Origin of the sequence: Saccharopolyspora gloriosae (genome assembly GCF_022828475.1) — a bacterium.
Classification (GTDB): domain Bacteria; phylum Actinomycetota; class Actinomycetes; order Mycobacteriales; family Pseudonocardiaceae; genus Saccharopolyspora_C; species Saccharopolyspora_C gloriosae_A.
Genome location: NZ_CP059557.1, coordinates 5,987,027 through 6,014,014, shown reverse-complemented (window position 1 = coordinate 6,014,014; position 26,988 = coordinate 5,987,027). Strand labels below are relative to the sequence as shown.

Genomic DNA, 26,988 nt, shown 5'->3' with positions numbered 1-26,988 from the left:
GAGCTCGACCCCGATAATCCGATTAACGGTGCCAGCCAGGCTCAGGATCACCGCGACGACCGTCCTCGCGACCGTCCGGAGAACCCTGGCGCCGCCGCCGCGCGACCGCGCTCTCCGTGCCGGGCAGCTCATCGCGCAGCCGGTCCAGCTCGACGCGCAGGTAGTCGCGGGTGGCGACCTCGCCGACGGCCAGCCGCAGTGCGGCCAGCTCGCGGGCCAGGTACTCGGTATCCGCCTTCGTCTGCTCCGCGCGCGCCCGGTCCTCCTCCAGCGAGACGCGGTCGCGGTCGTCCTGCCTGTTCTGCGCGAGCAGGATCAAGGGCGCCGCATACGAGGCCTGGGTGGAGAACGCGAGGTTGAGCAGGATGAACGGGTACGGATCCCACCTCAGTCCCACCGCGAACAAGTTCATCCCGATCCAGCTGATCACGAACACCGTCATCCAGAACAGGAACTTCCCGGTGCCGAGGAAGCGGGCGACCCGCTCGGAGACCTGGCCGAACAGCTCAGGATCGAAGTCCACGGTGAACCGGCGCGGCGGCCGCGGCTGATCCAGCCGCCGCCGGGAGAGCAGTTCAGGCATCGTCGCTCGCTTTCGGTGCGTCCGGGGAGTGCGCGGCGGGCTTGTCGTCCCGGTCGGGCAGGCCGCTCTCCCGCCAGTTCTCCGGGAGCAGGTGGTCGAGCACGTCGTCCACCGTGACCGCGCCGATGAGGTGTTCCTCGTCGTCGAGCACCGGGCCGCACACCAGGTTGTAGGCGGCGAAGTAGCGAGTCACCTCGGCGAGCGCGGCCGTCGGCGGCAGGCTCGCCAGGCCGGTGTCCAACGCGCCCGCGACCAGTGTCGACGGCGGTTCGCGCAGCAGCCGTTGGATGTGCACGCAGCCGAGGTAGCGGCCGGTGGGCGTGGCCGACGGCGGGCGGCAGACGAAGACCATGCTGGAGAGCGCGACCGGCAGCTCGGGGTTGCGGACCATGGCGAGGGCTTCGGCGATGGTGGCGTCCGGGCCGACGACGACGGGTTCCGGGGTCATCAACCCGCCCGCGGTGTCCGACGAGTACTCCAGAAGCCGCTTCACCGGTGCGGACTCGGCGGGCTCCATGAGCTCCAGCAGCCGGTTCTTGTCCACTTCGGGTAGTTCGGCGAGCAGGTCGGCGGCGTCGTCCGGGCTCATCGCCTCCAGCACGTCCGCCGCGCGATCCTCGCCGAGGTGGCCGATCAGGTCCTTCTGGTCGTCCTCGGGGAGTTCTTCGACGACGTCGGCGAGTCGTTCGTCGTCGAGCGCCTCGGCGACTTCGTAGCGGCGTTTCGCGGGCAGTTCGTGCAGCGTGCTGGCCACGTCGACGGCGCGCATCGTGTCCAGCAGGGCCAGCAGTTGCTCCACGCCCTGCGGCCGGTCGGTGAGTTCGGCGGCGGCGAGCCCGGTGATCTGGTCCCACTCCAGCACCTGCACGGGTCCGCGGCGGGCGAGCCGCCCGGTGCGTTCGCGCACCGCGAGCCTGCTGATCCGCCAGTCGCGGGTGCGGGTCTGCTCCAGCGCGGCGTCCACCAGCACCGCGGACGTTCCGGAGGAGGCGATGGTGACCTTCGCGTCGAGCAGCTGGCCGAGCACCAAGACCTCGTTGGGGCGCTGGTGGAATTGCCGGGTGTTGACCGAGCCGGTGGCGAGGGTGACCGCGTTGGGTTCGAACCGCACGACCCGGAGCATCGGCACGAAGATCCGCCGCCGTGCCGCCATCTCCATCACGATGCCGAGCACTCGCGGCGGCTGGTGGGCGGTGCGCAGTCCGGCGACGACGTCGCGCACCTTGCCGATGGACTCGCCGTCCGGGCCGAACACCGCGAGCCCGGCGACTCGCGCCGCGTAAACCCTGGTCACTGCCACACTGATCAGGCTAGTCCGCACAGCCTGACCGGGCAGTCGCGGCGGCCTGCCCAGGTGCCCGGGTAGCGGAACCTCAGTTGCTTCCTCGCTGCGGGATCTTTATCCCGAGTGGCGCTCCCACGACGGAAAAGGCCGTCCTCGCGAGAGGCTCGGCGAGAACCCGCCGGTGGTCCTTTTGCTCGGGTGGGCGCTGCTCACCGGCTTCGCCGCTGCCAAGGCGATGATCAGAAGGCCGTTCGCGAGCGGGGTCACAGCCGTTCGCGGGGTCGTGGTAGATACCTCTGTGCCCGTGGTTGATGAGGAGGATCTTGTGGTCGATCGCCGACGTGCCCGCCGCAGCTGCCTGGCCGTTCCCGGTTCCAGCGCGAAGATGATCGACAAGGCGCGGGGGCTGGCGGTGGACTCGTTCTTCCTGGACTTGGAGGATGCGGTCGCGCCACTCGCGAAGGCCGAGGCTCGCGGCCGGGTGGTGGCGGCGCTGAACGAGGGCGGCTGGGACGGCAAGATCCGTTCCGTGCGGGTCAACGACCTCACCTCGGAGTGGACCTACCGGGACGTGGTGGAGGTCGTCGAGGGTGCGGGGGCGAACCTGGACACGATCGTGCTGCCGAAGGTCTCCGGCCCGGATCATGTGCGCTGGCTCGACCTCACGCTGACCCAGATCGAGCGCGCCACCGGCCTGGAGGTCGGCCGGATCGGCATCGAAGCGCAGATCGAGGACGCGCGCGGACTGGTCGAGGTGGACGCGATCGTCGCCGCCTCACCCCGGATCGAGACGCTGATCTTCGGCCCCGCCGATTTCATGGCCTCGATCAACATGCGTTCGATGGTCGTCGGCGAGCAGCCGCCCGGCTACGACGTGGGCGACGCCTACCACTACGTGCTGATGCGGATGCTGATGGCGGCTCGGGCGCACGACGTGCAAGCCATCGACGGCCCGTACTTGGCGATCAAGGACGTGGACGGGTTGCGCCGGGTCGGCGGGCGGTCGGCCGCGCTGGGCTTCGACGGCAAGTGGGTGCTGCATCCGGCGCAGGTGGACGCGGTGAACGAGTTGTTCTCGCCGCGCCAGGAGGATTACGACCACGCGGAGAACGTGCTCGCCGCCTACGACTGGCACACCTCCGAGGCGGGCGGCAAGCGCGGCGCGGCGATGCTCGGCGACGAGATGATCGACGAGGCGTCCCGGAAGATGGCGCTGGTGATCGCGGGCAAGGGGCGCGCGGCCGGAATGTCCCGCACGGACCCGTGGACGCCGCCTGTTTAAGGGCCGTTCCTGAGCGATCTGCATAGGGGGCGCGCAGCGGAACCTCAGTGGCTCCCCGCAGACGGGGCACAGCTCCGTGGTGATCACCGAGCCGGGCCGCTTTCCGTGCTGGAATCGGAAACTCGCCCGGCCGCCACGCTTGCGTTGTGGCCGTCTGCCTGGGCATCCGCGGCCTGACGCCCGTGTGGACGATCCCGGCGTCGGTGCGGCGCGGTACGTTCTGATCAAGAGTGATCGTCGGGTCCCTCCGCGGAACGAGCCGTGCCGAGGTCTTTTCCTGGCGTGCGAGTCGACCGAGGGGGCGGCGACATGGCCGATGAGGACCTGACCGACACGGATACCGCCGAGGGCGGCCGGCCCGAGAACGGGTCGGCCGATGCGGAGAACGATCAGGAACTCCGGTTGGCGCTGGCGATGCGCGGCGGTGCCAGCCTCGCGGTGTGGATCGGCGGCGCGGTCGCCGAGATCGACCTGCTGCGCTGCGCGACGTCCGGACCGGAGAGCGGGTCGACACCTGGCGCCGCGGCAGCATCCGGAACGGCGAAACCGGGACCCGCGAAACCGGACGACGAGCATCCGTGGTCGGCGCTGGCCGGATTGGCGGGCTACGACTCGGTTTCCGTGGACGTGCTGGCCGGGGCCTCGGCGGGCGGCTTGAACGCGACGTTGCTGTCCGCGTCGATCGTCTACGGCATGCCGTTCGAGGACATGCGCGAACTCTGGGTGCGCCTGGCGGACCTGGAGGCGATGTGCCGTGCGGTGCCGAAGTTCTGGCAGCGCCGCCCGGACTCGCTGCTGGAAGGCGACGGTTACTTCCGCGCCGAACTCGCGAGGCTGATCACCGAGCTGACGCCCGCTCCCAAGGACGCCCGCAACCTGGGCCACCGGCTGGATCTGCTGCTGACAGCGACGCTGCTGGATCCGGTGCTGGAACGGCATTTCGACGGCAGATCGGGCGCGTTGACCGAGCAGCGCCGCACCGCCACCTTCCGCTTCCGCCACCGCGGTCGTTCCGGGCAGCCGCTGTCGGACTTCGGCACCGGCAAGGAGTTCCCGGCGACCGCGTTGCGCTTGGCGCAGGCCGCGCGCGCCACCTCGTCGTTCCCGTTCGCCTTCGAACCCGCGCAGGTGCATTCCAGCACCGGAACACCGCCGCCCGGTGAACCGGACATGTTCGGGGTGTTCTCCGAGAACACCGCCGACCCGCGGCCGTACCGGGTGATCGACGGCGGGGTGCTGGACAACATCCCGGTCACCGCCGCGGTGGAGGCGATGGCCGAAGTTCCCACGGAACGTCCCAGCGCACGCTGGTTGCTGTACCTGAACCCGGAGCCGGAGACCGTCGGCGAGGGCAGACCGCTGAGCCGTCAGCTCGCATTGCCGGTGGCGTCCACGGCGCTGAGCGCCCGCATGTCGCAGGAGTCGCTGCTGGCCGACATCCACGCGTTGGACGAGCACAACGCCGCGGTGCAGCGCACCGAACTGCGCCGCAGATCCGTGTTCGCGCCCCTGCTGCCCGCGGACCCCGCAGAGCAGGAAGCGGTGCTGTTCTCCCAGGTCGAGCAGGTCGAGGCGGAGTACGCGGTGGTCCGCGCGGAACTGGACGCCCAGGCGGTGCTGCGGCTGCTGGTGGAGCCTGCGGGCACCGAGGACGGCAGGCTGCTGCCGCCGGTGGTGGGGGATCCGCTCGACGGCTGGTCACCGCAGGTCCGCACGGTGCTGGGGCGGCGGTTGTCGACGGGGCTGGCGGGGCTCGCCGCGGCGGAGCCGAATCGGGTCTTCGACGATGTGCGCGGACTGTCCTCCGGGGTGCAGGAGTGCCTGGACTGGGCGCGGGACATCGGCCGTTGGGCCGCGGTCGACCAGTTGCCGGTGATCGGCGGTTGCAAGTCGGCGCTGTACCGGCTGCGCACGTTCGCCGAGGTCCTGGAGGGCCACGCGGATCGCTACTGGATCAACGGCGCCGTCCTGGAACCGATCGTGGAATTGGGCGAACTCGCGGATTGGGTGCTGCGGGTCGCGGAGCGCCGCGAGCGGGTGCAGCACCGGTTGCCGTCGCCGGTCCGGCCGCTGCTGGGCGCGGTGCTCAACGAGGTCGAGCAGGGCACCCGTTTCCAGCGCGCGCTGGAGGATTTCGCCGCCGAACTGGAGTCCATGGCCGACTCGTCCGGGGCCGACGCGGTGCCGTGGGACGAGCACGGAGTGGACGCGATCGCCGAGGCCCGCGTCGTGCTGCACCGGATCGCGGACCGGCTCGCCGCCGCCGCACCGCCGCGCACCCGCTCCGAGTCGCCCGCGCAGATCGGCTACGGCCTGTTGGAGCGGACCGAACGCCGCCCCGACGTGCTGCGCGCACTGGTGGTGCTCACCGCGCCGCTGGACGTGGGGCGGTCGCCGGGAGATCGGATCAACTTCCTGCGGGTCGTCAGCGACGCGCCGTCACCGCTGCCGTTCGACGCGCTGCGCAACGAAGGACAGCTGCGCGTCGAGGACAAGGTGCGCGGCGGCGACCTGGCCAACTTCGGGGCGTTCCTGTCCGCGCGGTGGCGTGCGAACGACTGGATGTGGGGCCGGCTGGACGCGGCTTCGGCGCTGGTCGGGCTGTTGCTGGTGCCCGCGCGTCTGCTGCGCCACAGCGCCGAGCTGGGACCGGAGGGCATCGCGGAGCGGCTGCGGGTCATCGTCACGACCCCGACTCGCGCGGAGCTCGGCGAGACGGCGAACTCGGAGCGTTGGCAGGGGTTCCTGACCGAGTTGTGGACACGGCACGCGGACCAGGTGCGGGCGGAGCTGGCGGCGATGTTCGCCGATCCGGTCGACGAGCACCCGCTGACCGAGACGAAGGCGCTGGTCGTCGAACGACTGCACTGGACGATCGCGGCGCAGGAACTGCCGTTCGTCGCCACCGTCGCCGCCGGAGCCGATCCGGCGGAGCCCCGGTTGCCGGACATCCCGGAGCCGCAGCGGCTCACCCGCGACGTGGAGCGGTACTCGGTGGGCAAGCAGCGCGTCGTCGATCTCGGTGAGCCCCGGCTCGCCTCGGTCGCGACCAGATCGGCTCTGGTGGCCTATCGCGCGGTGCGGCCGGGAACGTCCGGGGTGCTGCGGCTGCTCGGCCGGGTGGCGATGACTTTGATCAAACCGGTGCTGCTGCTGGCGGTGCTGGCCGTGGCGGCGCCGCGCCGGGTGGCGCTGATCCTGTTCCTCGGTGCCACCGCGGTGGCGCTCAGCGGGGTCGCGCCCGCCGGGACCGACGTGGCGCCTCACATGCGCGAGTACTCGCTGACCTGCCCGGCCGAAGCGCCGCCACCGGACGCCACGATGTCCTGCCTGCTCAACGAGCCCGCGACGGCGATCGGTGCCCGGATAGCGGTGGTGCCGCACGAGTCCTCCGCGGTGACGGTGCTGCGCCCGTTCACCTACGATCCGTTCACGATGAACCTGGGGGTGCTGCTGGCGCTGCTGGTGGCCGCGGTGTCCGCGCTGTGGCTCGGGTTCCGGTTGGCGGGCCACGGCAAGGGACTCGCCCGGTGGCTGCCCGCGGTGTTCATCGCGGCGGCGATGACGACGGCCCTGCTGTGGACGGCGAGCTCCGGGTTCACCCTCGGCCCGCAAGGACTGGTGTTGGCGGCGGTGCTGCTGACCTGGCTGGGGTCGCTCGGCCTGCGGCCGCTGGGCAGGGCGGTCGCGGCGGTGTTGTCCGCGGTGGTGTTCGCCGGGGCGATGTGGCTGGCGGAGCCCGCGGTCGGTGCGGTGGACTGGCTGCTGCCCGCGTCGATCGTCGCCGCCTACGCGCACATGGTGCTGCTCTCGACGGTGGATCTGCTGCGACCACGCCCACGTCCGGAGCGTTCCGAGCCGGGCGCCCGGCCCAGGGCGAAGCCGGATTCCGCCCGATCGGATGCCGTGCGCGCGGCGCCTGCCACGGGCGGGTGAGCACTACGCTCTGAGAGGTGAGCGACTTCCCGGCAACGGCGGAACCGACGCCGGAAGCCACCCCGTACCACCTCCTCGCCCGCGATTCCCGGCACCGGTGGTGGACCCCGCTGTTCTCCCTGCTGTTCGGCGCCGTGCTGGCGTTCGTGCTGCTGCTGGTCGCGATGGTGCTGCTCGGCCTGTTCGTGCTGTACCCGGCGGGATTCGGCGAGTTCCGGCTGGCGTCGCTGTGGCTGCACCCGGACTACGTGGAGACGGTGCTGCGTGATCCGTTCGTCCTGCTGTTCGTCTCCTTCGGGGCGCTTGCCGCGTTGATCCCGGCGGCGATGCTCACCGTGCTCTGGGTGCAGCGGCGCAGTCCCCGGCAGCTCATCGGCGTCACCGGGCGCCTCCGCTGGGGGTGGCTCGGCGAATGCCTGCTCGCCGCGGTGGCCCTGTTCGCCGTGGCGTTCGCGATCTCGGCGTTGCTGACCTGGCTAGGCGGGCGGTCGGCCGGCCCGGGCTTTCCGGGCTGGGCCGACTACGCGCGGATCGTGGGGCTGGCGGTCCTCGTCGTCCCGTTCCAGAGTGCCGCCGAAGAGATCGCCTTCCGCGGGTTCCTGCTGCAGACCTTGACCGCGTGGTTTCGCACACCGTGGGTGGCGATCGCGATCACCTCGGTGCTGTTCCTGCTCGGCCACGGCTACACCGATCCGATGGTGTGGGTCGAGCTGCTGGTGATGGCGGTCGTGATGTGCTGGCTGACGCTGCGCACCGGCGGCCTGGAAGCGGCGATCGCGCTGCACGTGGCGAACAACAGCCTCAGCGTGCTGGTCAGCGGCCTGTCCGGGGTTCCGGGCATCGAACAGGCCGGTGACTTCGCGCTCGGCGACGTGCTGCCGTTCATCGCGGCGGTGCTCGGTTACGCCTGGTGGGTGGATCGAAGGGCTGCTCAGCGGAAGGAGTGGACCGTCACCGGTGGCCGGGTGCCGCTGGATCCTTGGTCGCTGCGCGTGGGGACCCAAGACGATCTCCGGGCCGGGGTGACGGGGTAGCCTGGAGGCAGGGACGATAGGGGATGAATCGGGCTCCTTCGGATCCTGGTAGGTAGTGCGCTCCACGGAGGTGTCAGCGGTGTCTTCCCCGTTTTCCGGCTCGGCTCGGCCGGCGCCGGGTTCACCGAACAGCATGCCCACCCCGCCGACGGGGTGGCCGATCGGCTCCTACGGCACGTACGAGGAGGCGCAGCGCGCCGTCGACCACCTCGCCGGTGCCGACTTCCCGGTTCGGGAGGTCACCATCGTCGGCGTCGACCTGATGCTCGTGGAGCGGATCACCGGCAAGTTGACCTGGGGCAAAGTGGTCGCGGGCGGCGCCGCATCCGGTGCGTGGATCGGGCTGCTCATCGGCCTGGTGATGAGCATCGCGACGCCGCCGGGCACGGGTGCGCTCAGCTCGATGCTGGCCGGTTTGGGCGGCGGCATCGTGATCGGCATCGGTTTCGCCGCTGCCGGTTACCTGGCGATGCGCGGGCGCCGGGACTTCTCCTCGGCGAGCCAGCTCGTCGCGGGCCGCTACGACGTGCTCGCCCAGCCCCGCAACGCCGAACACGGCCGCAACCTGCTGGCCCACCTCGCGATGCGCCCGCAAACCTCCCACTGATGTAGAGCCGGGGTCCGAGGGGCGGGGTCAGCTGCCGTAGTGGTACCGGCACGAGGCGATCTGAATTTGATCTTCTTGTAGCCGGTAAACGAGGCGATGTTCGTCGGTGATTCGGCGTGACCAGAACCCGTGGAAGCCGTGTTTGAGCGGCTCCGGCTTGCCGATTCCTTCGTTCCCGTTCCGCTCTACATCCTTCAGTAGCGCGTTGATCCGTTTGAGGACTTTGCGGTCTTGGGTCTGCCACCAGACGTAGTCGTCCCAGGCGTTCTCATCCCAGACCAACTTCATTCGATGAGGTCCCGAGTCGTGCCGCCACCGTGTTCCAAGCGCTCGATGGAGGCGAGCAGGCGGCGCGCGTTCTCCGGGCTCTTGAGCAGGTAGGCCGTCTCCTTCAACGACTCGTAGTCATCGAGCGCGACCATCACCACCGGTTCGTGTCCGGAGCGAGTGATCACCACTTCCTCGCGATCGTCGACGACGGAGTTGAGCGTCTCGGCGTACTTCGCACGAGATTCCGAGTACGACATGGTTTTCATCAGGCGCCTCCTATGCGTACAGAAAACTGTACTCCTGGTGTCGAGGTGGAGGAAGGGCCGGGCAAGCGATGCTCCTGTGGAGGGAAGCCGCTTTCTCGCAGTCAGTCGTGCTGCCGTCCGACGCCGGAGTGCGGGTCCGGTGGGCCGATAGGGGTATTGCCGGAGTCGATCAGCCCGCCTAGGTTGCTCTCACCCGCACCGGGCCGCCGGTGCGGTCCGTGGCGTGCGATGGGGCGCGAGCACTCGGCCTCAGCCGCACGGGCGTGCGACGTCTGGGAGGGCCGACGACGGTGAGGGTGCGAGAACGCGATCGGGCAGCGGTGCGGCGGGCCGTGGCGCTGGGGTTGGCGGTGGCGGCCGCGGCGACGGTGACGGCGTGCGCGCCGCCGCAGAGCGCGAACACGGTGAACCTCTACTACGCGCCTGAGGAGAACCTGCAGACGGTCGTCGACAAGTGCAACGACGAAGCCCAAGGCAAGTTCAAGATCGTCTACCACAAGTTGCCGCGGGACGCGGACGGGCAGCGCGAGCAGCTGGTGCGCAGGCTCGCCGCGCAGGACGACGGCATGGACGTCCTGGGGCTGGACACCACGTGGACCGCCGAGTTCGCGCGGGCGGGCTGGGTCCGGGAGTGGACCGGCGAGGACCGGCAGCAGGCTGAGGCGGGCACGCTCTCCGGGCCGCTGGAATCCGCGCGCTACGGCGGGAAGCTGTTCGGGGCGCCGAAGAACACCAACGTCCAGCTGCTCTGGTACCGCTCGGATGTGGTGCGGACCCCTCCGCGCACCTGGGACGACATGATCGAACAGGCGCGGCGGCTGAAGGCCGAGGGGCGCCCGGCGACGGTCCTGATCCCCGGCGCCCAGTTCGAGGGCTACGTGGTGCAGTACAACACGCTGCTCGCCTCCGCCGGAGGCAAGCTCATCTCCGACGACGGCACCAGAGCTGTGGTCGACGAGGGCGCGGTGCGAGCGCTGGAACAGCTCAAAGCGCTCGCCGACTCCGGGCTGACCAGCCCGTCCATGTCCAACGCGCAGGAAGACGACATCCGCCTCGAGTTCCAGCAGGGTGACGCGGCGTTCCAGCTCAACTGGCCGTTCGTCTACCCGTCCATGCAGGAGGACGCCCCGGAGATCGCGCGGAACGTGCACTGGGCGCGCTACCCCACGTCGGATCCGAACCGGCCCAGCAAGGTGACCATCGGCGGGTTCAACCTCGCGGTCAGCGCGTACTCGCCGCGCCCGGCGGCCTCCTTCGACGCCGCGCTGTGCCTGCGCAGCGCGGAGAACCAGCGGTTCTCCGCCGTCAAGGACGGACTGCCGCCCACCATCGAATCCGTCTACGCCGCACCGGAAATGGCCGCGGAGTACCCGATGCGGGACACCATCCTGGAGGAACTGCGGGACCCGGCGATCCGCCCCATCACTCCGGCGTACCAGAACGTCTCGACCGTGCTGTCGAAGCTGCTGTCGCCGGCATCGGCGATCGACCCGCCGCGCACCGCCGAGCGGATGCGCACCGAGGTGCAGAACGCCCTCGACTCGCAGGGGGTGATGCCCTGATGTCCGCCACGGACACCGCCAAGCGCGCCGAGCGCAGGCTCGGCTGGGCGTTGTGCGCACCGGCGGCGCTGGTGATGGTCGCCGTCACCGGCTGGCCGATCCTGTACGCGGTGTGGCTCTCGTTCCAGCGCTACGACCTGAAGTACCCGGACCAGCGCGAGTTCGTCGGGCTGGACAACTACCTCACGGTGCTCGGCAACCAGTACTGGTGGACCGCGTTCGGCGCCACCGTGCTCATCACCGTCGTGCAGCTGGTGATCGAGTTCGTGCTGGGCATGGCGCTGGCGCTGATCATGCACCGGGCGCTGATCGGGCGCGGGCTGGTGCGCACCGTCAGCCTCATCCCGTACGGCATCGTCACCGTCGTCGCCGCGTTCAGCTGGCGCTACGCGTGGACGCCGGACACCGGTTACCTGGCGAACCTGTTCTCCGACGGGGCGCCGCTCACCGAACGCGCCTCCTCGCTCGCGATCATCATCGTCGCCGAGGTGTGGAAGACGACGCCGTTCATGGCGCTGCTGCTGATGACCGGGCTCGCGCTGGTCTCCGAGGACCTGCTGGAGGCGGCGCAGATCGACGGCGCGAGCAAGTGGCAGCGGTTCACCAAGGTGATGCTGCCGGTGATGAAACCGGCGATCCTCGTCGCGCTGCTGTTCCGCACGCTCGACGCGTTCCGCGTCTTCGACAACATCGTGGTGCTCACCGAAGGCGCGCAGGACACCTCCTCGGTGTCGGTGCTGGCCTACAACAACCTGATCAAAGGGCTCAACCTCGGCATCGGCTCCACCATGTCCGTGCTGATCTTCCTCGCGGTGGCGCTGATCGCGTTCCTGTTCGTGAAGCTGTTCGGTACCGCCGCGCCCGGCGCCGACGACGACGGGAGGCGCTGATGGCCCGCCGTGCGCGGAAACCCGCCGACACCGCCAAGTGGACCGTGCTCAACGCGATCGTGGTGCTCTACGCGCTGGTGCCGGTGCTGTGGATCGTGTCGCTGTCGTTCAAGACCTCCGCCGGGCTCAGCGACGGCAGGTTCATCCCGGCGGAGTGGACGCTGGAGAACTACGCGGCGATCTTCCGGACCGGGGAGTTCCTGCGCGCCCTGCTGAACTCCATCGGCATCGCGCTGATCGCCACCGCGATCGCCGTGGCGCTGGGCACCATGGCCGCCTACGCGATCGCGCGGCTGACGTTCCCCGGCAAGCGGCTGCTGGTCGGGGTGTCGCTGCTCATCGCGATGTTCCCGCAGGTGTCGTTGGTGTCGCCGCTGTTCGAGATCGAGCGGACCCTCGGACTGTTCGACACCTGGCCGGGGCTGATCCTGCCGTACATCACGTTCTCGCTGCCGCTGGCGATCTACACGCTCTCGGCGTTCTTCCGGGAGATCCCGTGGCAGCTGGAGGAGGCGGCGAAGATGGACGGGGCCACTCCGGCGCAGGCGTTCCGGAAGGTGATCGCTCCGCTGGCCGCGCCGGGCGTGTTCACCACGGCGATCCTGGTGTTCATCTTCTGCTGGAACGATTTCCTGTTCGCCATCTCGCTCACCTCCACCGAGGCGTCCCGCACGGTGCCGGTGGCGTTGCAGTTCTTCACCGGCGACTCGCAGTTCGAGGACCCCACCGGCACGATCGCCGCGGCCGCCGTCGTGATCACGATCCCGATCATCCTGTTCGTGCTGTTCTTCCAGCGCAGAATCGTCTCCGGCCTCACCTCCGGCGCCGTCAAGGAGTGACCCGGAAGTGAGTGAACGGACCGTTGGTCCAGCGGGATGGGACGAACGGTCCGTTCACTTGGAGCCGTTGTCGTGCTCCGTCTCGCCGTCGGTGTCTTGGCGGGGGTGATCGGGGTGAGTGAACGGACCGTTGGTCCAGCGGGATGGGACGAACGGTCCGTTCACTTGGAGCCGTTGTCGTGCTCCGTCTCGCCGTCGGTGTCTTGGCGGGGGTGATCGGGGTGAGTGAACGGACCGTTGGTCCAGCCGGATGGGACGAACGGTCCGTTCACTCCGGGAGGTCGGTGGTCAGGGGCCTGTGAACTCCTGGACCCAGTAGTGGCCGTAGCTGCTGTGCGGGTCGAAGGCGTGTCCCACGCCGATGCCGGTGTAGGCGCAGTTCTGGATGTTCACGCGGTGACCGGGGCTGGTCATCCACTGGTGGAACGTCTCGGCTGGTGACGCGTTGCCCGCGGCGATGTTCTCGGCCGTCCGGCCGGGGCGCGGCAGGAGCCGCAGGAGCACCGGCCCGGCGGCGTCGGAATGGGCGAAGAAGTCGTGCGCGGCCATGTCGGCGGCGTGCGCCTGGGCGGAGCGCTCGAGTTCGGGAATCGGTGTAAGCGGCCCGCATCCGGCTTCGGCGCGGGCCGCGTTCGTGCGGTCCACGACCTCCGCGGTGCGGGCGTCCATCCGGCTCGCGTTCGCGGACGGGACGAACATCGCGGCGGCGCTCAGCAACGCGCAGAGCAGGATCGGCTTCGTCCGCCGAAAGGCGGGGGAGCCGGGAATCGACCGGTGGAGAACGAACATCCGCACCACTCCTCGAAGACAGCGGTCTCAGGTGCGGACAGTTCTAACGTGCTTTTCGGCGTGTCGGCCCGGTAATCCACGCAACGGGTGATCCGAGCGCTGCACGGACCACCCGAACGGGATTCAGGACATCATCATCCACAAAGGACGAATCAGAATCACATCTGCTGCGCGATGATGATGAACAGCGTCAAGATCCACCCCATGAGCAGGGTGGTGAGCACGGCGAGCTTGTTGGTGGCGAGACGAGTCATGGCGGTGCCTCCCGGCAGCGTGAGAAATGATCGAAAATGAAAGTCGTCTCACGATGTGGGGGCGGCGAAGCCGCAACGGGGTTCAGCGCATGGAGCACACGCGCAGCGAGGCGGACATCGCGTCCCACATCGCGCCGGGTTTTCGCCCCCGGCGCGGCACGGGACTTCGCCCCGGAGCCACGTTCCCCGAACCGGTCACAGGCAGCCTGCGGGTGAAAACCCGGCGCCCCATCGCGCTGCGACGCGGCCCGTTGAACCGCACGACGATCGGCATGACTACCTCCTCACCTCTGCGACGCGCACCGGAGTCAGCACGGCGGCGGTTGTTCGGCGGAAACGCTCGCGGTGCAGAACCGCTGTCGAACCTCTGCGAACCTCATCGCTCGAATGATCGAAAACGTTACAGCGCATGGTCACAGCCACTTGTTCCTGCGGAATATCTTGAACAGCGTGATGCAGGCCAGCAACATCACCAGGAGCGTTGCCGGATAGCCGAACCGCCAATTCACTTCCGGCATGTTCGTGAAGTTCATCCCGTAGATCCCCGCGATCATCGTCGGCGTCGACACGATCGCGACCCACGCGGAGATCTTGCGCATGTCGCTGTTCTGCTGGAGCGTGATCTTGGCGAGGGTCGCGTCGACCAGCGTGGTCAGCAGTTCGTCGAAAGACGCCACACGCTCGGACACCGTCGTCAGGTGGTCCTCGACGTTGCGGAAGTAGGAGCGCACCTCCTCCGGCACTATCGGCGTGTAGCCCTCGGACAGCCGCTGCAACGGCCGCGCCAACGGCATCACCGCCCGGCGCAGCTCCATGACCTCGCGCTTCATCAGGTAGATCTGCTCGGCCTCGATCTTCGTGCGCGGTGCGAAGACGGCCGCTTCCATCTCGTCGATGTCGTCCTGGATGGCCTCGGTGACCTCAAGGTAGGTGTCCACGACGTGGTCGGAGATGCCGTGCAGCACCGCGGCAGGCCCCAGCCGCAACTGCTCCGGATCGGTCTCCAGCTGAGCCCGCACCTGCCCGAGGCTGGCGTGCTTGCCGTGCCGCACCGTGATGACGAAATCGCGGCCGACGAAGGCCATCAGCTCGCCGCTCTCCACGATCTCGCTGTTCGCGGTCAGCTTCTCGTTGTCGATGTAGCGCACCGTCTTGAGGACCATGAACAGCGTGCTGTCGTAGCGCTCCAGCTTCGGCCGTTGGTGCGCGTGCACCGCGTCCTCGACCGCGAGCTCGTGCAGCCCGAAGGTGTCGGCCAGCACGTTGAGCTGAGATTCGTCCGGCTCGTGCAGGCCGATCCAGACGAATCCGGTGCCGCGCCTGCGGACCTCGTCGATCGCCTCGGCGTGCGACCAGGTACCGGCCAGGCGCACGCCGTCGACGTAGACGCCGCAGTCGACGACGTAAGCCGGGGAAGCGGGGGAACGGGCGTGACGCGACCGTTGTTGCGGGCTGCGCGGTTGCGCAGGCCGAGCGAGGGAAGGCTGGGCACGGCGACCTCCAAAGGCGGGGAATCGGATCTGGGGCGATCTCGCACACCTGGATCGCGCATCCCCGCCGGCGCGGCTGGAACCCGAAGGGTCCGGCGCCTGGATTCGGCCTAGCCGCAGGCCTTCCAGGCGGGGATGCGGTTGGTACTACTCGGAAGCGCGCTGTCGGCACTGCCGCTCACAATCCCTCACCTCCTTCTGCCCGCCTCGCGCTGCGGCGAGTTGGTCCGGACCGGCCAACGATTCACGATACTCGCCGTTCCCCGCGTGCTCGGCGGCGGTGCCGGGTGTGATGAGACACGGCGAAATGGGTGATTTCCGGTTCCTGGTACGCGCGAAAGCTCCCGGCTGTCGTCCGAATCGCGCCGATTGTTCGGAGTGTCGTATCGGCCGGTTTCACTGCGGCGGAAGGGAATGCGGGAGTCGGCCCACGCGCGGAGGGCGCCCGCGAGGACGTCGGTCAGGCGGTGCTCGGCGGCAAGTGTGTCGAAGGTCGCAGTATCCGCCCGCATCGCCTGGGACGCGTCGTCACCAGGGAAAAGCACCAGATCATTGATCCGGCATGCGTAGCCGTGAATGTCGTGGGTGCCCGCCGACGCGGGGCGCGGCACCCGCCCGATCCACTCCTCGACGATCACGGAGAGTCCGGTTTCCTCCAAAAGTTCCCGGTGTACCGCCGAACGATCGGTTTCTCCGGCCTCCACTCGGCCACCGGGCAGGGGGCACCGTCCCTTGCCGGGGTCGTTGGCCCGTCGTACCAGCAACGTCCTGCCACCGGCGTCGTGAACGACCCCACCGACGCAGCGAATCACTGGGCCGTTGGGTATGATCATGGATACGGAGGGTAGTTGATCCGGACGGTTCGGTTGGCGACTGACCCAAGTGCGGGACAATGCTGCCCTAACGCCGCCGAGTGCGGTACAACAGATCGGCAGGCGCCAGCGTGTTCAATGGCATTTCGGACGGGGTGTATCGCAGTGAACCTTAAGAAGATCCTGACCTGGGCCGGGGTCGCGTTCCTCCTTTTCTTCCTCTTCTCCGCCCCTCAGGAAGCCGGTAACCTGGTCAACAACATCTTGGCCAGTCTCGAAGGGGCTGCGCAGGCGGTCATCACCTTCATGCAGAACATCTTCGTGTAGTGCCGAAGGGCGGTTGACGTGTTCGCGCCTAGGGATCCCGACGAGTACCTGCTCGACACCGAACGCCGGGTCATCCGGCTCCGCAGACACTGGGCGAGCCTGGTCTGGGAACTGTTCGAGGCGATCGGGCTGCTCGTCGGCGTGGTGATGGTGTCCCAACTACTGCCGCAGGACACGGCCCTGCCGCAGAACGTGCTCTGGTACGCGGGCCTGGTCGTGCTGCTCCGGTTCACCTATCAGGTGCTGGATTGGTACGTGGAGCGCATCGTCGTCACCGACAAGCGGTTCCTGATCGCCGAAGGCATTTTCACCACCAACGTGGCGATGATGCCGATCGGCAAGGTCACCGACCTGACCTTCCAACGGACCCTGACCGGGCGCATGTTCGGCTACGGGACGTTGGTGGTCGAGTCGGCCGGTCAGATCCAGGCGCTCAACCGCATCGAGTACGTGCCCAGCCCGGACGAGGTGGAAGACGCGATCTCCTACCTGGTCTTCGGGAGAAGAAGGCGCAGCAGGAACGGTTCTCCATGCTCAAGGCCCGTCGCGCCGCGGTGGGCAAGAAGAAGGCCAAGCTTCCGAGCTGACCGGTTGCTCTCGGCCGGGGTCGCAGGCATTGCCTGCGGCCCCGGCCGTGTTTCGTGGGCTGGTGCGGGAGTTCCGGGCGCCATCGGTGAGACTGTGTCCAGCGACGGTCGGTCCCCCGAGCGCCGGTCGAGCACTCGGGAGGGTTCTCGCCGGGTTCTCCGCAGGAACGCCGGGAGCAACGCCCGGCTCGTCCGACTGCCGGGTTCCGAACGGAAAGGCCACGCTTGCGCATCGACCTGCACGCCCACTCCACCGAGTCCGACGGCACCGATACGCCGACGGAGCTCGTCGCCGCCGCGCTCGACGCGGGACTGGACGCCGTCGCGATCACCGATCACGACACGACGGCAGGCTGGGCGGAAGCCGCGGCCGCAGTCGCGGCCTGCTCCGGCCGGCTGCAGGTCGTTCCGGGAGCCGAGCTGTCCTGCACCTGCCCGGACGGCAACGGCCGCACCATCACCGTGCACATGCTGGCGTACCTGTTCGACCCGACCTCGCCCGCGCTCGTGGCGGAGCAGTCGCGGCTGCGGGCGGAGCGGCGCGGCCGGTTGCGGGAGATGGCCGAGCGGATGGCGGCCGAGGGGTTCCCGGTGGATCCGGAGGCTCTGATGGCCGGGCTGCCGCCGGACTCGCCGGGCGGGCGGCCGCACCTGGCTCGGCAGCTGGTCCGCGCCGGGCTGGTCACGAGCGTGGACGAGGCTTTCGCGCGTTATCTGGGCAGCAGCGGCCGGTACTACCTGCCGCGCACCGACACCCCGGTGCTGCGGGCGATCGAAATGATCGCCGACGCGGGCGGTGTGACGGTGCTGGCGCACCCGTTCGCGCGGGCACGCGGGCGGGTGATCAACCCGGAGGTCGTGGCGGAGCTCGCCGGGCAGGGACTCACCGGCGTCGAGGTGGACCACCCGGATCACGACGAGCCGACCAGGCAGCAGCTGCGGGATATCGCGACCGAGCTGAACCTGGTGCCGACGGGCAGCAGCGACTACCACGGCACCAACAAGACGATCCGGATCGGCCAGGAGACGACCGCGCCGGAATCCTTGCGGCGGCTGGTCGACAAGAGCAGCGGGAGCGAGGTCTTCACCGCCGGTTGAGCAGCTGGTGAAGTGTCCTGACGCGGTGGATTCACCATGATCGTGTGAGTTTTCGGCGCCGTGCGGGGTGAAACTCGACGCGACGATTCGGCTGCGTAGGGTAGGGCGAGTGCAGGGACAGCTCGGCCTCGAAGGCATCCCCGGCAAGCTCGTCCGGGTCACTCCGGCGAAGCTCGCCAACTGGGACGGTTGCCCGCGCAAGTTCCGCATGACCTACCTGGATCGTCCGACGCCGTCCCGATCCGGTGCCCGCGCCAACGCCACGCTCGGTGCCGTGGTGCACAACGCGCTGAAGGCCTTTTTCGAGCTCCCGGTCGCCCAGCGGACCCCCGAGAAAGCGGTGCTGCTGGTCCGGCAGTGCTGGAAGAGCGACGGTTTCGCCGACTTCGAGCAGGCCGACGAGTACCGCGGGCGCGCACAGCGGTGGGTCGCCGACTACGTCGAACGGCTCGGGCCGGACGCGGACCCCGTCGCGGTGGAGCGGTGGGTGTCGGCTCCGACGGGCACGATCATCGCGGAGGGCCGGGTGGACCGCATCGATCGGCGTAACGGCGCGCTGGTCATCGTCGACTACAAAACCGGCAGACGCGCGGCTACCGACGAGGACGCGCGGAATTCCAGAGCGCTCGCGCTGTACGCGGTCGCCGCGCGCAAGACGCTGCGCGGGAAGACCGGGCGGGTCGAACTGCACCACCTGCCCACCGGCCGAGTCGGGGTGTGGGAGCACACCCAAGCCTCCCTCGACGAGCACGTGCGAGCGGCGGAGCGTTCGGCGGCGGAACTCCAAGCCGCCTCCGACACGTTCGACGAGGGGGACGGACGATCGGCCTTCCCGCCGAAGCCCGGCGCGCAATGCGCGTGGTGCGAATTCCGGGCGCACTGCCCGGAGGGGCAGCAGGCGGCGGAGGCCGCCGCGCCGTGGGCCGGGTTGGCCGAGTGAAGGACCAGAGGAACGACATGGACATGCCCCGACGAGGGCCGCAGGACGCCGCGCGCGGAAGCTCCGACGCCCGGCACCGGCAGCCGCCGCAGACACTGCGGCAGCCTCGCCGAGCCGCCGGATCCGGAACCCGGACGGAAGCCGACGCTCCGGCCGACCAACCGGGCACGGTGCCGTTCCGCTCCTCGCGCGCGCCGCGGCAGTCGGTCGAGTGGTACCAGGAAGAGGAACCGGACGAACGCCCGACGACCCGCCGTGGTGGCGCGGCGCGCGGCACCCTGGCCGGGACGTGGCTGCGCGGCCTGACCGGTTCGCTGGCGTTCGGCCTGCTGCTGGTGACCCTCGGCCTGATCGGCGTGCAGATCTGGTCCACCCGCCAAGGTGAGGCGGGACCCGGCACGAGCATGATCGTCACGCATGCGGTCGGGGTGGTGCTGGCGCTGGGACTGCAGTCCTTCGCGGACCGGCATCGAGACCGACAGGGGGCAGCGGCGCTGCTCGGCGTCTTCCTCGCAGTCTTCGGGGCGCTTTGGTACTGGTGGTGGCTCTAGGAGCCGGTCGTTTTTCTTTGGTGGTCGGGTGGCGGAACCTCAGTTGGTCTCTCGCTGCGGGATCTTTTTCCCTAGTGGCTCCGCCACGAGGGAAAAAGCTGTCCTCGCGAGAGACCAACTGAGAACCCGCTGGTGAGCGGCTTTTTGGCGTGGGCTATGCGCTTCGCGCATACAGGCACGGCTTCGCCGCAGGGCAGGCTTGCTTCGCAGCCCAACTGCACGGCTTCGCCGCAAGGCAGGCTTGCTTCGCAGCCGCGAGGCACGGCTTCGCCGCGAGGCACGGCCTTTGGCCGCAGGGCACGGCTTGCTTCGCTGCCGCAAGGTACGGCTTCGCCGCGAGGTACGGCTTTGCCGCAAGGCACGGCTTGCTTCGCAGCCGCGAGGCACGGTGTCGCTTCCGGTTGAAGACTGACCCTCTGGTTCCGGGCGAGTTTTGACCCACCCATGAACGATCATGAGGTGTTGAGCGTGGAGGACTGGGCGGAGATTCGTCGGTTGCACCGGTCGGAGGGGATGGCGATTCGGGCCATCGCTCGTCGGTTGGGGATCTCGAAGAACACGGTGAAGAAGGCGTTGGCGTCGCATGGGCCGCCGTTGTATGAGCGGGCGGCGCGTGGGTCGGTCGTGGATGCGGTCGAGCCGCAGATCCGTGCGTTGCTGGCGGAGTTCCCGGAGATGCCCTCGTCTGTGATCATGGAGCGAGTCGGCTGGCAGCGCGGGAAGACGGTGTTTTTCGAGCGGGTCGCGCAGTTGCGGCCGCTGTTCAAACCGGCTGATCCTGCGTCGCGCACGGAGTATCAGCCGGGCGAGCTGGCGCAGTGTGATCTGTGGTTTCCACCGGCTGATGTGCCGCTCGGGTTCGGCCAGATTGGCCGGCCGCCGGTATTGGTGCTGGTCAGTGGCTATTCGCGGGTCATGACGGCGGTGATGCTGCCGTCGCGGCAGTCGGCGGATTTGCTGGCCGGGCACTGGGCCTTGATCAGTGGCTGGGGCCGGGTTCCCAAGGCGTTGGTCTGGGATAACGAGTCCGCGGTCGGGCAGTGGCGTGGCGGGAAACCCCAGCTCACGGAAGCGATGCACGCATTCCGGGGAACGCTGGGCATCAAGGTGATCCAGTGCCGTCCAGGCGATCCAGAAGCGAAAGGGCTGGTCGAGCGGGCGAACGGGTATCTGGAAACGTCGTTTTTGCCCGGACGTTCGTTCACTGGCCCGGCGGATTTCAACACGCAGCTACAGGGCTGGCTGTTGCGGGCGAATCAGCGTCAGCACCGCAGGCTGGGTTGCAGGCCGGCCGACCGTTGGGGCGCTGATCGCTCGGCGATGCTGGTGCTGCCGCCGGTCGCGCCGGTGACCGGATGGCGGCTGAGTACCCGGTTGCCGCGGGATCACTACGTCCGACTGGATTCCAACGACTACTCGGTGCACCCGAGAGCGGTCGGTCGCCGCGTCCAGGTCGCTGCGAACCTCGACGAAGTGACAGTGACCTGCGATGACACCGAGCTGGCCCGGCATGTTCGATGCTGGGCCGATCACCAGAGCATCACCGACCCGGTCCATGCCGCCGCGGCCGTCGAGATGCGCCGGTCCCGTCGTCTCGCTGCGCCCGGCAAGACCGATACGACGGTTGAACACCGGGAACTGACCGACTACGACCGCATGTTCGGCCTCACCAGTGCTGAGGAGATCGCCTGATGGCCGCCACGACCACGACCAGTGGCCGCAACGTCGCCGGCGAGATCGCCTATCTCACTCGCGCCCTCAAAGCGCCCTCGCTGGCAGGCGCGGTCGAACGGCTCGCGCAACGAGCCCGCGATGAGGGCTGGACGCATGAGGAATTCCTCGCCGCCTGCCTGCAACGCGAGGTCGCCGCACGGGAGTCTCATGGCGGTGAGGGCCGCATCCGCTCCGCGAGGTTCCCGTCGCGGAAATCCCTGGAAGAGTTCGATTTCGACCACCAACGCTCCCTCAAACGCGACACGATCAACCACCTCGGAACCTTGGATTTCGTCACTGCCAAAGAGAACGTGGTGTTTCTCGGGCCGCCCGGCACCGGGAAGACACACCTGTCGATCGGGATCGGCATGCGCGCTTGCCAGGCCGGTCACCGGGTCGCGTTCGCCACCGCCGCCGAGTGGGTCTCCCGCCTGGCCGAGGCCCACCACGCCGGCAACCTGCAAGCCGAACTGGTCAAGCTCCGCCGGATCCCGCTGATCATCATCGACGAGGTCGGCTACATCCCGTTCGAGGCCGAAGCGGCGAACCTGTTCTTCCAGCTCGTCTCGTCCCGATATGAACGAGCGAGCCTGATCGTCACCAGCAACAAGCCCTTCGGGCGCTGGGGCGAGGTCTTCGGCGACGACGTCGTCGCAGCAGCCATGATCGACCGCCTCGTCCACCACGCCGAGGTCGTCTCCATGAAAGGAGACAGCTACCGACTCAAAGACCGAGACCTCGGCCGCGTCCCCGCAGCCACCAAGACCAACGACTAACAACCAACCCGGGTGGGTCAACATTCACCCGGAACAACCGGGTCACGATTGAACCGGAGTTGACACACGGCTTCGCCGCGAGGCACGGCTTCGCCGCGAGGCACGGCCTTTGGCCGCAGGGCACGGCTTGCTTCGCTGCCGCAAGGCACGGCTTCGCCGCGAGGTACGGCTTCGCCGCGAGGCACGGACTTTGGCCGCGAGGTACGGCTTCGTCGTGAGGCGGGTGGGGCACTTCCCTTTGTGGCTTGGCTAGATGGCTTCGTCGCCTAGGGGCGCAGGCCTGGTCATCCCAGGGCGACCAGGGTCGGGCCTCGTTGTTCCAGGAGGGTGGCGCCTGCGGAGTTCAGGGTGATCGGGCCGTTGAAGCCCTGCCGGTCCACCGGGATCACTCGTTTCTGAGCGCCGGTGAAGCGGTCCACGACGGCGATGCCGTCGGGGACGGGGAGCAGCAGGTCGTCGCCGAAGAACGTGCCTGCCCCAAGGTGTCGGGAACGGTCCACCGGGGGGCGAACGTGGCGGCGTCCAGCGCCATCGTCGTGGCGCCGTTGTGCCAGTACAGCAGGCCGCCGAAGGTGGCTCCGGCGATGTCGCCGACCTTGTCCTTGACCTGCTGGTACTGGTCGTCGTCGAGGACGGCCACGCGAAACGGCCGATCCGGTCCCGCGTCGGCCAGCCCGGCGCGAACGCTCTGCTCGGTGATCTTCGAGTCGAACCGGTGCAGCGTCGCGGCGATCGACCGCACGGCGCGGTCCTGCTCCGGTTCGGGGACGGGACGCAGGTTGACCGTCCACACCCGGTCCGTCGCGACCGCCTCCACACCGGACTCGGGAACCTCGGTTCCCCCGGCGGGCAGCGGGTACTCGGCCTCGATACCGCCGGTGGCGTTCGTGTAGACCACGACCGAACCGCGATCCCGCAGGTAGACGACGGTCTGCTTGGTCGACACCGCCACCACGGTCGCCTCGGAACCACCGAGCACGGTGGACGTGACCTCTTCCGGTTCCTCGTCGTCCTCGGGTTTCGTCTTGAGCACGGTGAGGCGCTTGTTCGGGTCGCCAGGACAGTCCTCGATGACCGCGACCCGTTCACTGCCCACTGCCGTCGAGGTGTAGGTGCATTCCGGCCGGCGCAGGTTGTTCACGGCGTTCTTCAGCGCGGGCATGATCCCGTACTGCTGGGTGCGCACCAGGTCGGAACGCCAGCTCTCCAGCACGCGATCACCGGTCGCGGTCAGGTATTTGCCGTCGCTGATCAGCCGGGTGCCGAACTCGGTGTCGGAGTTGCGCGCAGGACCGCGCACACCGGTGTCGCCGTGCAGCGAGCTGACCTCGCTGCAGTTCGCCGCCTTGCGGTACACCGCCACCGCGCGATCCCACTCGGTGCCGATCGTGCACAGCGGCAGATCGCGAGAGTAGCGCCAGTGCTCCCGTCCGGTCTCCGGGTCGTGGCCGACGACCGTGCCGCCGTCGCCGGTGACCACGGTCGAATCGGCGACCACCGGGCTCGGTGTCGCCGGGCTGGGCGCCCGCCACGATTCCCGCAGCGTGGCGGGGACTTCGGCCGGTGCGGCGGCCGCCGGAGGCGGCTCGGCCGCGGGCTCGGACACCGTCGCGCGGGCATCGCTGCGCCACCAGATGACGGCGGCGGCCGACAGCACCGCCACCAGGATCAGGGCCACCGCGACGAAATCGGACCGCGTCCGCCGTTCCGGCCGTACCACTGCACTCCTAAATGGCGTTCGTTGGTCAATCGGCGTTCGTCGGCGAACCGGTGCTGATCAGTGCGGCGAGTATCGACGGGGTCGTTCACGTCGGCGATCAGGCCCGGCGCCTCCCGGCCACCGAGCCTAGCCACCCTGCACGGCCAACGGGCCGCCCGGTCATCGAGCCGCCCGTCGCTCGTACGTCGGAACTCAGTCGGCGGCCGACTCGCCGCCACCGGAGCCGGAACCGCCGCCACCGCCGCGACGCCTGCGACGCCGCTTGCGGGGAGCCTCGGCCGAGTCCGCCGCGCCGTCGCCCTGCGAAGTCGACTCCGCGGGCTTCGCGCCGCTGTCGGCGCCCACACCGCCACGGGTGCGCCTGCGCTGCCGCGTCCGGCCGCCGGGACGCGTGTCGTCCGCGGACTCACCGGAGGCCTGCTCACCGTTCCCGTTGCCACGGGTCCGGCGGCGCGGCTTGCGGGAGGAGGCGGAACGCTTCGAGTCCTCGTCCGGCTCGGCGCCCAGTCCGGCGCGAGTGCGCTTCGACAGCGGCAACCGGCCGGTCGCGTCCGCGGGGATGTTCAAGTCCTCGTACAGGTGCTTGGAGGTGGAGTAGGTCTCCACCGGATCCGGCTTGCCCAGGTCGAGGGTGTCGTTGATGAGCTTCCAGCGAGTCTCCTCGTCCCAGTCGACGAGGGTGATCGCGACGCCCTCCCGGCCCGCGCGGCCGGTGCGGCCGATGCGGTGCACGTAGGTCTTCTCATCATCCGGGCACTGCAGGTTCACCACGTGCGTCACGCCGGAGACGTCGATGCCGCGGGCGGCGACGTCGGTCGCGACCAGGGTGTCGACCTTGCCGGAGCGGAACGCGCGCAGCGCCTGCTCCCTGGCGCCCTGGCCGAGGTCGCCGTGCACCGAAGCGGCGGCGAAACCGCGTTCGGCGAGCTCGTCGGAGAGCTTCTGCGCGGTCCGCTTGGTCCGCGTGAAGATCATCGTGAGGCCGCGGTCCTGCGCCTGCAGCGCCCGCGCCAGCAGCTCCGACTTGTCCATCGCGTGCGCGCGGTAGACGAACTGCTTGGTGCGCTCGTGGATCGCGTTCGCGTCGGCCTCTTCGGCACGGATGTGCGTGGGCTGCTTCAGGAACGTGCGGGCCAGCGTGATGATCGGACCCGGCATGGTCGCGGAGAACAGCATCGTCTGGCGCTGCTCGGGAACCATGTTCAGGATCCGCTCGATGTCCGGCAGGAAGCCCAGGTCGAGCATCTCGTCGGCCTCGTCCAGCACCAGTCCGCGGACCTTGCCCAGGATCAGGTGCTGCTGCTCGGCGAGGTCCAGCAACCGGCCGGGCGTGCCGATGACCAGGTCGACGCCCTGTTTGAGCGCGTCGATCTGCTGTTCGTAAGGCCTGCCGCCGTACACCGCGAGGGTGCGCACGCCCAGGTGCTTGCCCGCGTCGGTGAGGTCGCGCGCGACCTGCACGCACAGCTCACGGGTCGGCACCACGACGAGCGCCTGCGGGGTGCCGTCGCCGGGCACCTCCAACCGCTGCAGCAGGGGAACGCCGAAGCCCAGCGTTTTGCCGGTGCCGGTGCGGGCCTGCCCGATCAGGTCCTCACCGCGCAGCGCGAGCGGCAGCGTGAGTTCCTGGATCGCGAAGGTGTGCTCGATGCCCGCCTCGCCCAACGCGCGCACGATCTCCTCGTGCACGTCGAGCTCGGCGAAGGTCGGGGTGTCCGGGACGGTGCTCTCCGCGTGCAGCGGCGGCACTTCCTCCACGTTGGGGGCGCCGCTCTCGCTGTGTTCGAGCGTGCGCACGTCCTCGGTTCTGTCCGTTGTTGCGGGGGTCTCGGGGACCCGCTCATTGCTGAGGGTCAGAGTGATCGCCTCTCTCAGTACCGGCGCGCTGCGGCCGATTCTCGGCCGATCTCGTGGTGACACCCTCCGGCATGGTCGCCGCGTCTGATTCGCGGTCGGCCGCGTTGTTCGCGTGCCGCATGCTCGTGGTCACCAATGCGATGGTCGCGCGCCCCTGTTCGATCAGCGGAATTCCGCTGCTGGTTCGGTTGGCATCGTGGCGAGGCTCACGCCGTCGCCCGCGCCCCCGGCTTCATCGGCCGGTCGCCGGGCACAGGTGGCGCCCACGCCCGGGCCTCCCGCACGGACCCTGGGCGACCGGCCGCTCACGGGGTGGGACCGTGGCCCGCTTCGAGCCCTGAGCGCCCGTACGGGGAGAGGGGTCCACTGCCGGTTGCCTGATGCCTCATGGCTTCTGCGTCCGCCAGGATACCTGGTCGACAGCGGATCTAGGTCGGCAATGTGCGATGAGCTTCGTCGAACGGTCCGCACGACCAGCGCCGAGGGCGGGTGCCGTGGCGGAGCAGTGCACGCGCTCCGCGCGTGTCGCGCCGGCACGCACCCGTCGTCCGAGGCCCGCTGCGGATCTCCGGTTGTCCGGACTTCACGGTTTCGGACCCCTTAGGCTGCCGGTTATGAGCGAGCTCGACCCCTCCGTTGCCGGATCCGACGATTCCACTTATGCCGAGGGGGTCGTGGACCTGCTGGCCGCGCTCGCCTACGGCGAACTCTCCGCCTTCGACCGGCTCGCCGAGGACGCGCGAACCGCGCCCACCCTGTCCGGGCGGGCCGCGCTGGCCAGCATGGCCGCCGCCGAGATCGGGCACTACCGGTTGCTGGACGACGCGCTCGCCGGCCGGGGGGTGGCCGTCGACGAGGTGATGGCGCCCTTCGTGGAGCCCTTCGACGCGTTCAACGCCTCCACGGCTCCGCACTCCTGGCTGGAGTCGCTGGTCAAGGCGTATGTGGGGGACGGGCTCGCCGCTGACTTCTACCGCGAGGTCGCCGAGTGGCTTGATGACTCGACTCGGGACTTGGTGCTCAACGTCTTCGCCGACACCGGGCATTCCGCGTTCGCCGAGCGCGAGGTGCTGGCCGCCATCGCCGACGACCGCTCACTGCGCGACAAACTGACGCTGTGGGGGCGACGGCTGCTCGGAGAGGCGGTCACCCAGGCCCAGCGTGTCGTAGCGGAACGAGACGCCCTCTCCGAATTGATCATCACCGGTTCCGGTGATCTCACCGGTATCGCAGCCCTCTTCCGCCGCCTCCAGAACAACCACACAAAACGAATGGCCCGCCTAGGCCTGGGCTAAAACCCACCTGCAAAGCAGAGCAAAGGCGGGCGAAGCCCCGCCTACCTCACGGCCGAAGGCCGTGCCTGGCGGCGAAGCCGTGCCTTTTAGCGGCGAAGCCCGCGAAGGGCGGGCGAAGCCCCGCTTGCCTCGCGGCCGAAGGCCGTGCCTGGCGGCGAAGCCGTGCCTTTTAGCGGCGAAGCCCGCGAAGGGCGGGCAAAGCCCCGCTTGCCCCGCGGCCGAAGG

Annotated in this window: 23 protein-coding genes and 2 pseudogenes; 15 read left to right on the top strand and 10 right to left on the bottom strand. The window is 69.1% G+C overall.

Annotation, left to right across the window (positions count from 1 at the left end):
• Positions 1-22: 22 nt before the first annotated feature.
• The gene (locus H2Q94_RS26365) at positions 23-583 is read right to left on the bottom strand and encodes a DUF1003 domain-containing protein (RefSeq protein WP_243789847.1); all 561 of its coding nucleotides are present in this window, start codon (positions 581-583) and stop codon (positions 23-25) included.
• Positions 576-1,877, bottom strand: a complete 1,302-nt coding sequence (locus H2Q94_RS26360) for a magnesium transporter MgtE N-terminal domain-containing protein (protein WP_243795918.1) — start codon at positions 1,875-1,877, stop codon at positions 576-578. The genes H2Q94_RS26365 and H2Q94_RS26360 overlap by 8 nt, the downstream gene beginning before the upstream one ends.
• A 295-nt stretch (positions 1,878-2,172) precedes the next feature.
• Here H2Q94_RS26360 and H2Q94_RS26355 point away from each other — a divergent pair, with 295 nt between their 5' ends.
• From H2Q94_RS26355 to H2Q94_RS26340, 4 genes are all read left to right on the top strand, one after another.
• Positions 2,173-3,150: an HpcH/HpaI aldolase/citrate lyase family protein gene (locus H2Q94_RS26355; protein WP_397545380.1), complete on the top strand. Its 978-nt coding sequence runs from the start codon at positions 2,173-2,175 to the stop codon at positions 3,148-3,150.
• Between the two features lie 309 nt (positions 3,151-3,459).
• Positions 3,460-7,086 carry a patatin-like protein gene (locus H2Q94_RS26350; protein WP_243789846.1) on the top strand — a complete coding sequence of 1,209 codons (3,627 nt, stop codon included), beginning with the start codon at positions 3,460-3,462 and terminating at the stop codon, positions 7,084-7,086.
• A gap of 17 nt (positions 7,087-7,103) precedes the next feature.
• Entirely contained in the window at positions 7,104-8,120 is a 1,017-nt protein-coding gene (locus H2Q94_RS26345) for a CPBP family intramembrane glutamic endopeptidase (protein ID WP_243789845.1), read from the top strand.
• 79 nt (positions 8,121-8,199) lie between these two features.
• Entirely contained in the window at positions 8,200-8,727 is a 528-nt protein-coding gene (locus H2Q94_RS26340; RefSeq protein WP_243789844.1) for a YflT domain-containing protein, read from the top strand.
• A gap of 27 nt (positions 8,728-8,754) precedes the next feature.
• On the opposite strand, the gene H2Q94_RS26335 is transcribed toward H2Q94_RS26340, so the two are convergent.
• Positions 8,755-9,015 carry a Txe/YoeB family addiction module toxin gene (locus H2Q94_RS26335; RefSeq protein WP_243789843.1) on the bottom strand — a complete coding sequence of 87 codons (261 nt, stop codon included), beginning with the start codon at positions 9,013-9,015 and terminating at the stop codon, positions 8,755-8,757.
• Entirely contained in the window at positions 9,012-9,263 is a 252-nt protein-coding gene (locus tag H2Q94_RS26330) for a type II toxin-antitoxin system Phd/YefM family antitoxin (RefSeq protein WP_243789842.1), read from the bottom strand. Before H2Q94_RS26330 ends, H2Q94_RS26335 begins: the two co-directional genes overlap by 4 nt.
• 290 nt (positions 9,264-9,553) lie before the next feature.
• Between H2Q94_RS26330 and H2Q94_RS26325 the strand changes: the two genes are divergently transcribed.
• Genes H2Q94_RS26325 through H2Q94_RS26315 form a run of 3 tightly spaced genes read left to right on the top strand, consistent with a single transcriptional unit; the run spans position 9,554 to position 12,554 of the window.
• Entirely contained in the window at positions 9,554-10,825 is a 1,272-nt protein-coding gene (locus tag H2Q94_RS26325) for an ABC transporter substrate-binding protein (RefSeq protein ID WP_397545379.1), read from the top strand.
• Positions 10,825-11,715 carry a carbohydrate ABC transporter permease gene (locus tag H2Q94_RS26320; RefSeq protein WP_243789840.1) on the top strand — a complete coding sequence of 297 codons (891 nt, stop codon included), beginning with the start codon at positions 10,825-10,827 and terminating at the stop codon, positions 11,713-11,715. Before H2Q94_RS26325 ends, H2Q94_RS26320 begins: the two co-directional genes overlap by 1 nt.
• Entirely contained in the window at positions 11,715-12,554 is an 840-nt protein-coding gene (locus tag H2Q94_RS26315; RefSeq protein ID WP_243789839.1) for a carbohydrate ABC transporter permease, read from the top strand. Before H2Q94_RS26320 ends, H2Q94_RS26315 begins: the two co-directional genes overlap by 1 nt.
• Positions 12,555-12,842: 288 nt before the next feature.
• On the opposite strand, the gene H2Q94_RS26310 is transcribed toward H2Q94_RS26315, so the two are convergent.
• The 4 genes and pseudogenes from H2Q94_RS26310 to H2Q94_RS30765 all read right to left on the bottom strand — a co-directional run bounded on the left by H2Q94_RS26310 (position 12,843) and on the right by H2Q94_RS30765 (position 15,920).
• Complete coding sequence (locus H2Q94_RS26310; protein WP_243789838.1) at positions 12,843-13,343, bottom strand: CAP domain-containing protein; 501 nt, start codon at positions 13,341-13,343, stop codon at positions 12,843-12,845.
• Between the two features lie 336 nt (positions 13,344-13,679).
• The gene (locus H2Q94_RS26305; RefSeq protein ID WP_243789837.1) at positions 13,680-13,871 is read right to left on the bottom strand and encodes a hypothetical protein; all 192 of its coding nucleotides are present in this window, start codon (positions 13,869-13,871) and stop codon (positions 13,680-13,682) included.
• A gap of 139 nt (positions 13,872-14,010) precedes the next feature.
• Positions 14,011-15,089 (bottom strand): annotated as a pseudogene (corA, locus tag H2Q94_RS26300) (magnesium/cobalt transporter CorA).
• Between the two features lie 186 nt (positions 15,090-15,275).
• A complete protein-coding gene (locus H2Q94_RS30765; RefSeq protein ID WP_309501081.1) occupies positions 15,276-15,920 on the bottom strand; it encodes an NUDIX hydrolase in 645 nt (214 codons plus the stop codon).
• A 144-nt stretch (positions 15,921-16,064) separates the two neighbouring features.
• Between H2Q94_RS30765 and H2Q94_RS26290 the strand changes: the two genes are divergently transcribed.
• The 7 genes and pseudogenes from H2Q94_RS26290 (at position 16,065) to istB (ending at position 21,891) form a co-directional block, all read left to right on the top strand.
• Positions 16,065-16,226 (top strand): hypothetical protein, encoded by a 162-nt coding sequence (locus H2Q94_RS26290; protein WP_243789835.1) that lies wholly within the window; start codon positions 16,065-16,067, stop codon positions 16,224-16,226.
• Between the two features lie 18 nt (positions 16,227-16,244).
• Positions 16,245-16,813, top strand: a pseudogene (locus H2Q94_RS26285) (PH domain-containing protein).
• A gap of 225 nt (positions 16,814-17,038) precedes the next feature.
• A complete protein-coding gene (locus H2Q94_RS26280; RefSeq protein ID WP_243789834.1) occupies positions 17,039-17,911 on the top strand; it encodes a PHP domain-containing protein in 873 nt (290 codons plus the stop codon).
• Positions 17,912-18,020: 109 nt separating this feature from the next.
• Positions 18,021-18,851 carry a RecB family exonuclease gene (locus H2Q94_RS26275; RefSeq protein ID WP_243789833.1) on the top strand — a complete coding sequence of 277 codons (831 nt, stop codon included), beginning with the start codon at positions 18,021-18,023 and terminating at the stop codon, positions 18,849-18,851.
• A gap of 17 nt (positions 18,852-18,868) precedes the next feature.
• Positions 18,869-19,402, top strand: coding sequence for a hypothetical protein (locus tag H2Q94_RS26270; protein WP_243789832.1), 534 nt, complete (start codon positions 18,869-18,871; stop codon positions 19,400-19,402).
• 459 nt (positions 19,403-19,861) lie between these two features.
• Positions 19,862-21,094: an IS21 family transposase gene (gene istA, locus H2Q94_RS26265; RefSeq protein ID WP_243795678.1), complete on the top strand. Its 1,233-nt coding sequence runs from the start codon at positions 19,862-19,864 to the stop codon at positions 21,092-21,094.
• The gene (istB, locus tag H2Q94_RS26260; RefSeq protein ID WP_243789831.1) at positions 21,094-21,891 is read left to right on the top strand and encodes an IS21-like element helper ATPase IstB; all 798 of its coding nucleotides are present in this window, start codon (positions 21,094-21,096) and stop codon (positions 21,889-21,891) included. Before istA ends, istB begins: the two co-directional genes overlap by 1 nt.
• 385 nt (positions 21,892-22,276) lie before the next feature.
• On the opposite strand, the gene H2Q94_RS26255 is transcribed toward istB, so the two are convergent.
• Positions 22,277-23,611 carry an Rv3212 family protein gene (locus H2Q94_RS26255; protein WP_243789830.1) on the bottom strand — a complete coding sequence of 445 codons (1,335 nt, stop codon included), beginning with the start codon at positions 23,609-23,611 and terminating at the stop codon, positions 22,277-22,279.
• A gap of 192 nt (positions 23,612-23,803) precedes the next feature.
• Positions 23,804-25,408, bottom strand: coding sequence for a DEAD/DEAH box helicase (locus tag H2Q94_RS26250; protein ID WP_243789829.1), 1,605 nt, complete (start codon positions 25,406-25,408; stop codon positions 23,804-23,806).
• Positions 25,409-26,082: 674 nt separating this feature from the next.
• On the opposite strand from H2Q94_RS26250, the gene H2Q94_RS26245 reads away from it, so the two are divergent.
• The gene (locus tag H2Q94_RS26245) at positions 26,083-26,763 is read left to right on the top strand and encodes a ferritin-like fold-containing protein (protein ID WP_243789828.1); all 681 of its coding nucleotides are present in this window, start codon (positions 26,083-26,085) and stop codon (positions 26,761-26,763) included.
• The last annotated feature ends 225 nt before the right edge of the window (positions 26,764-26,988 follow it).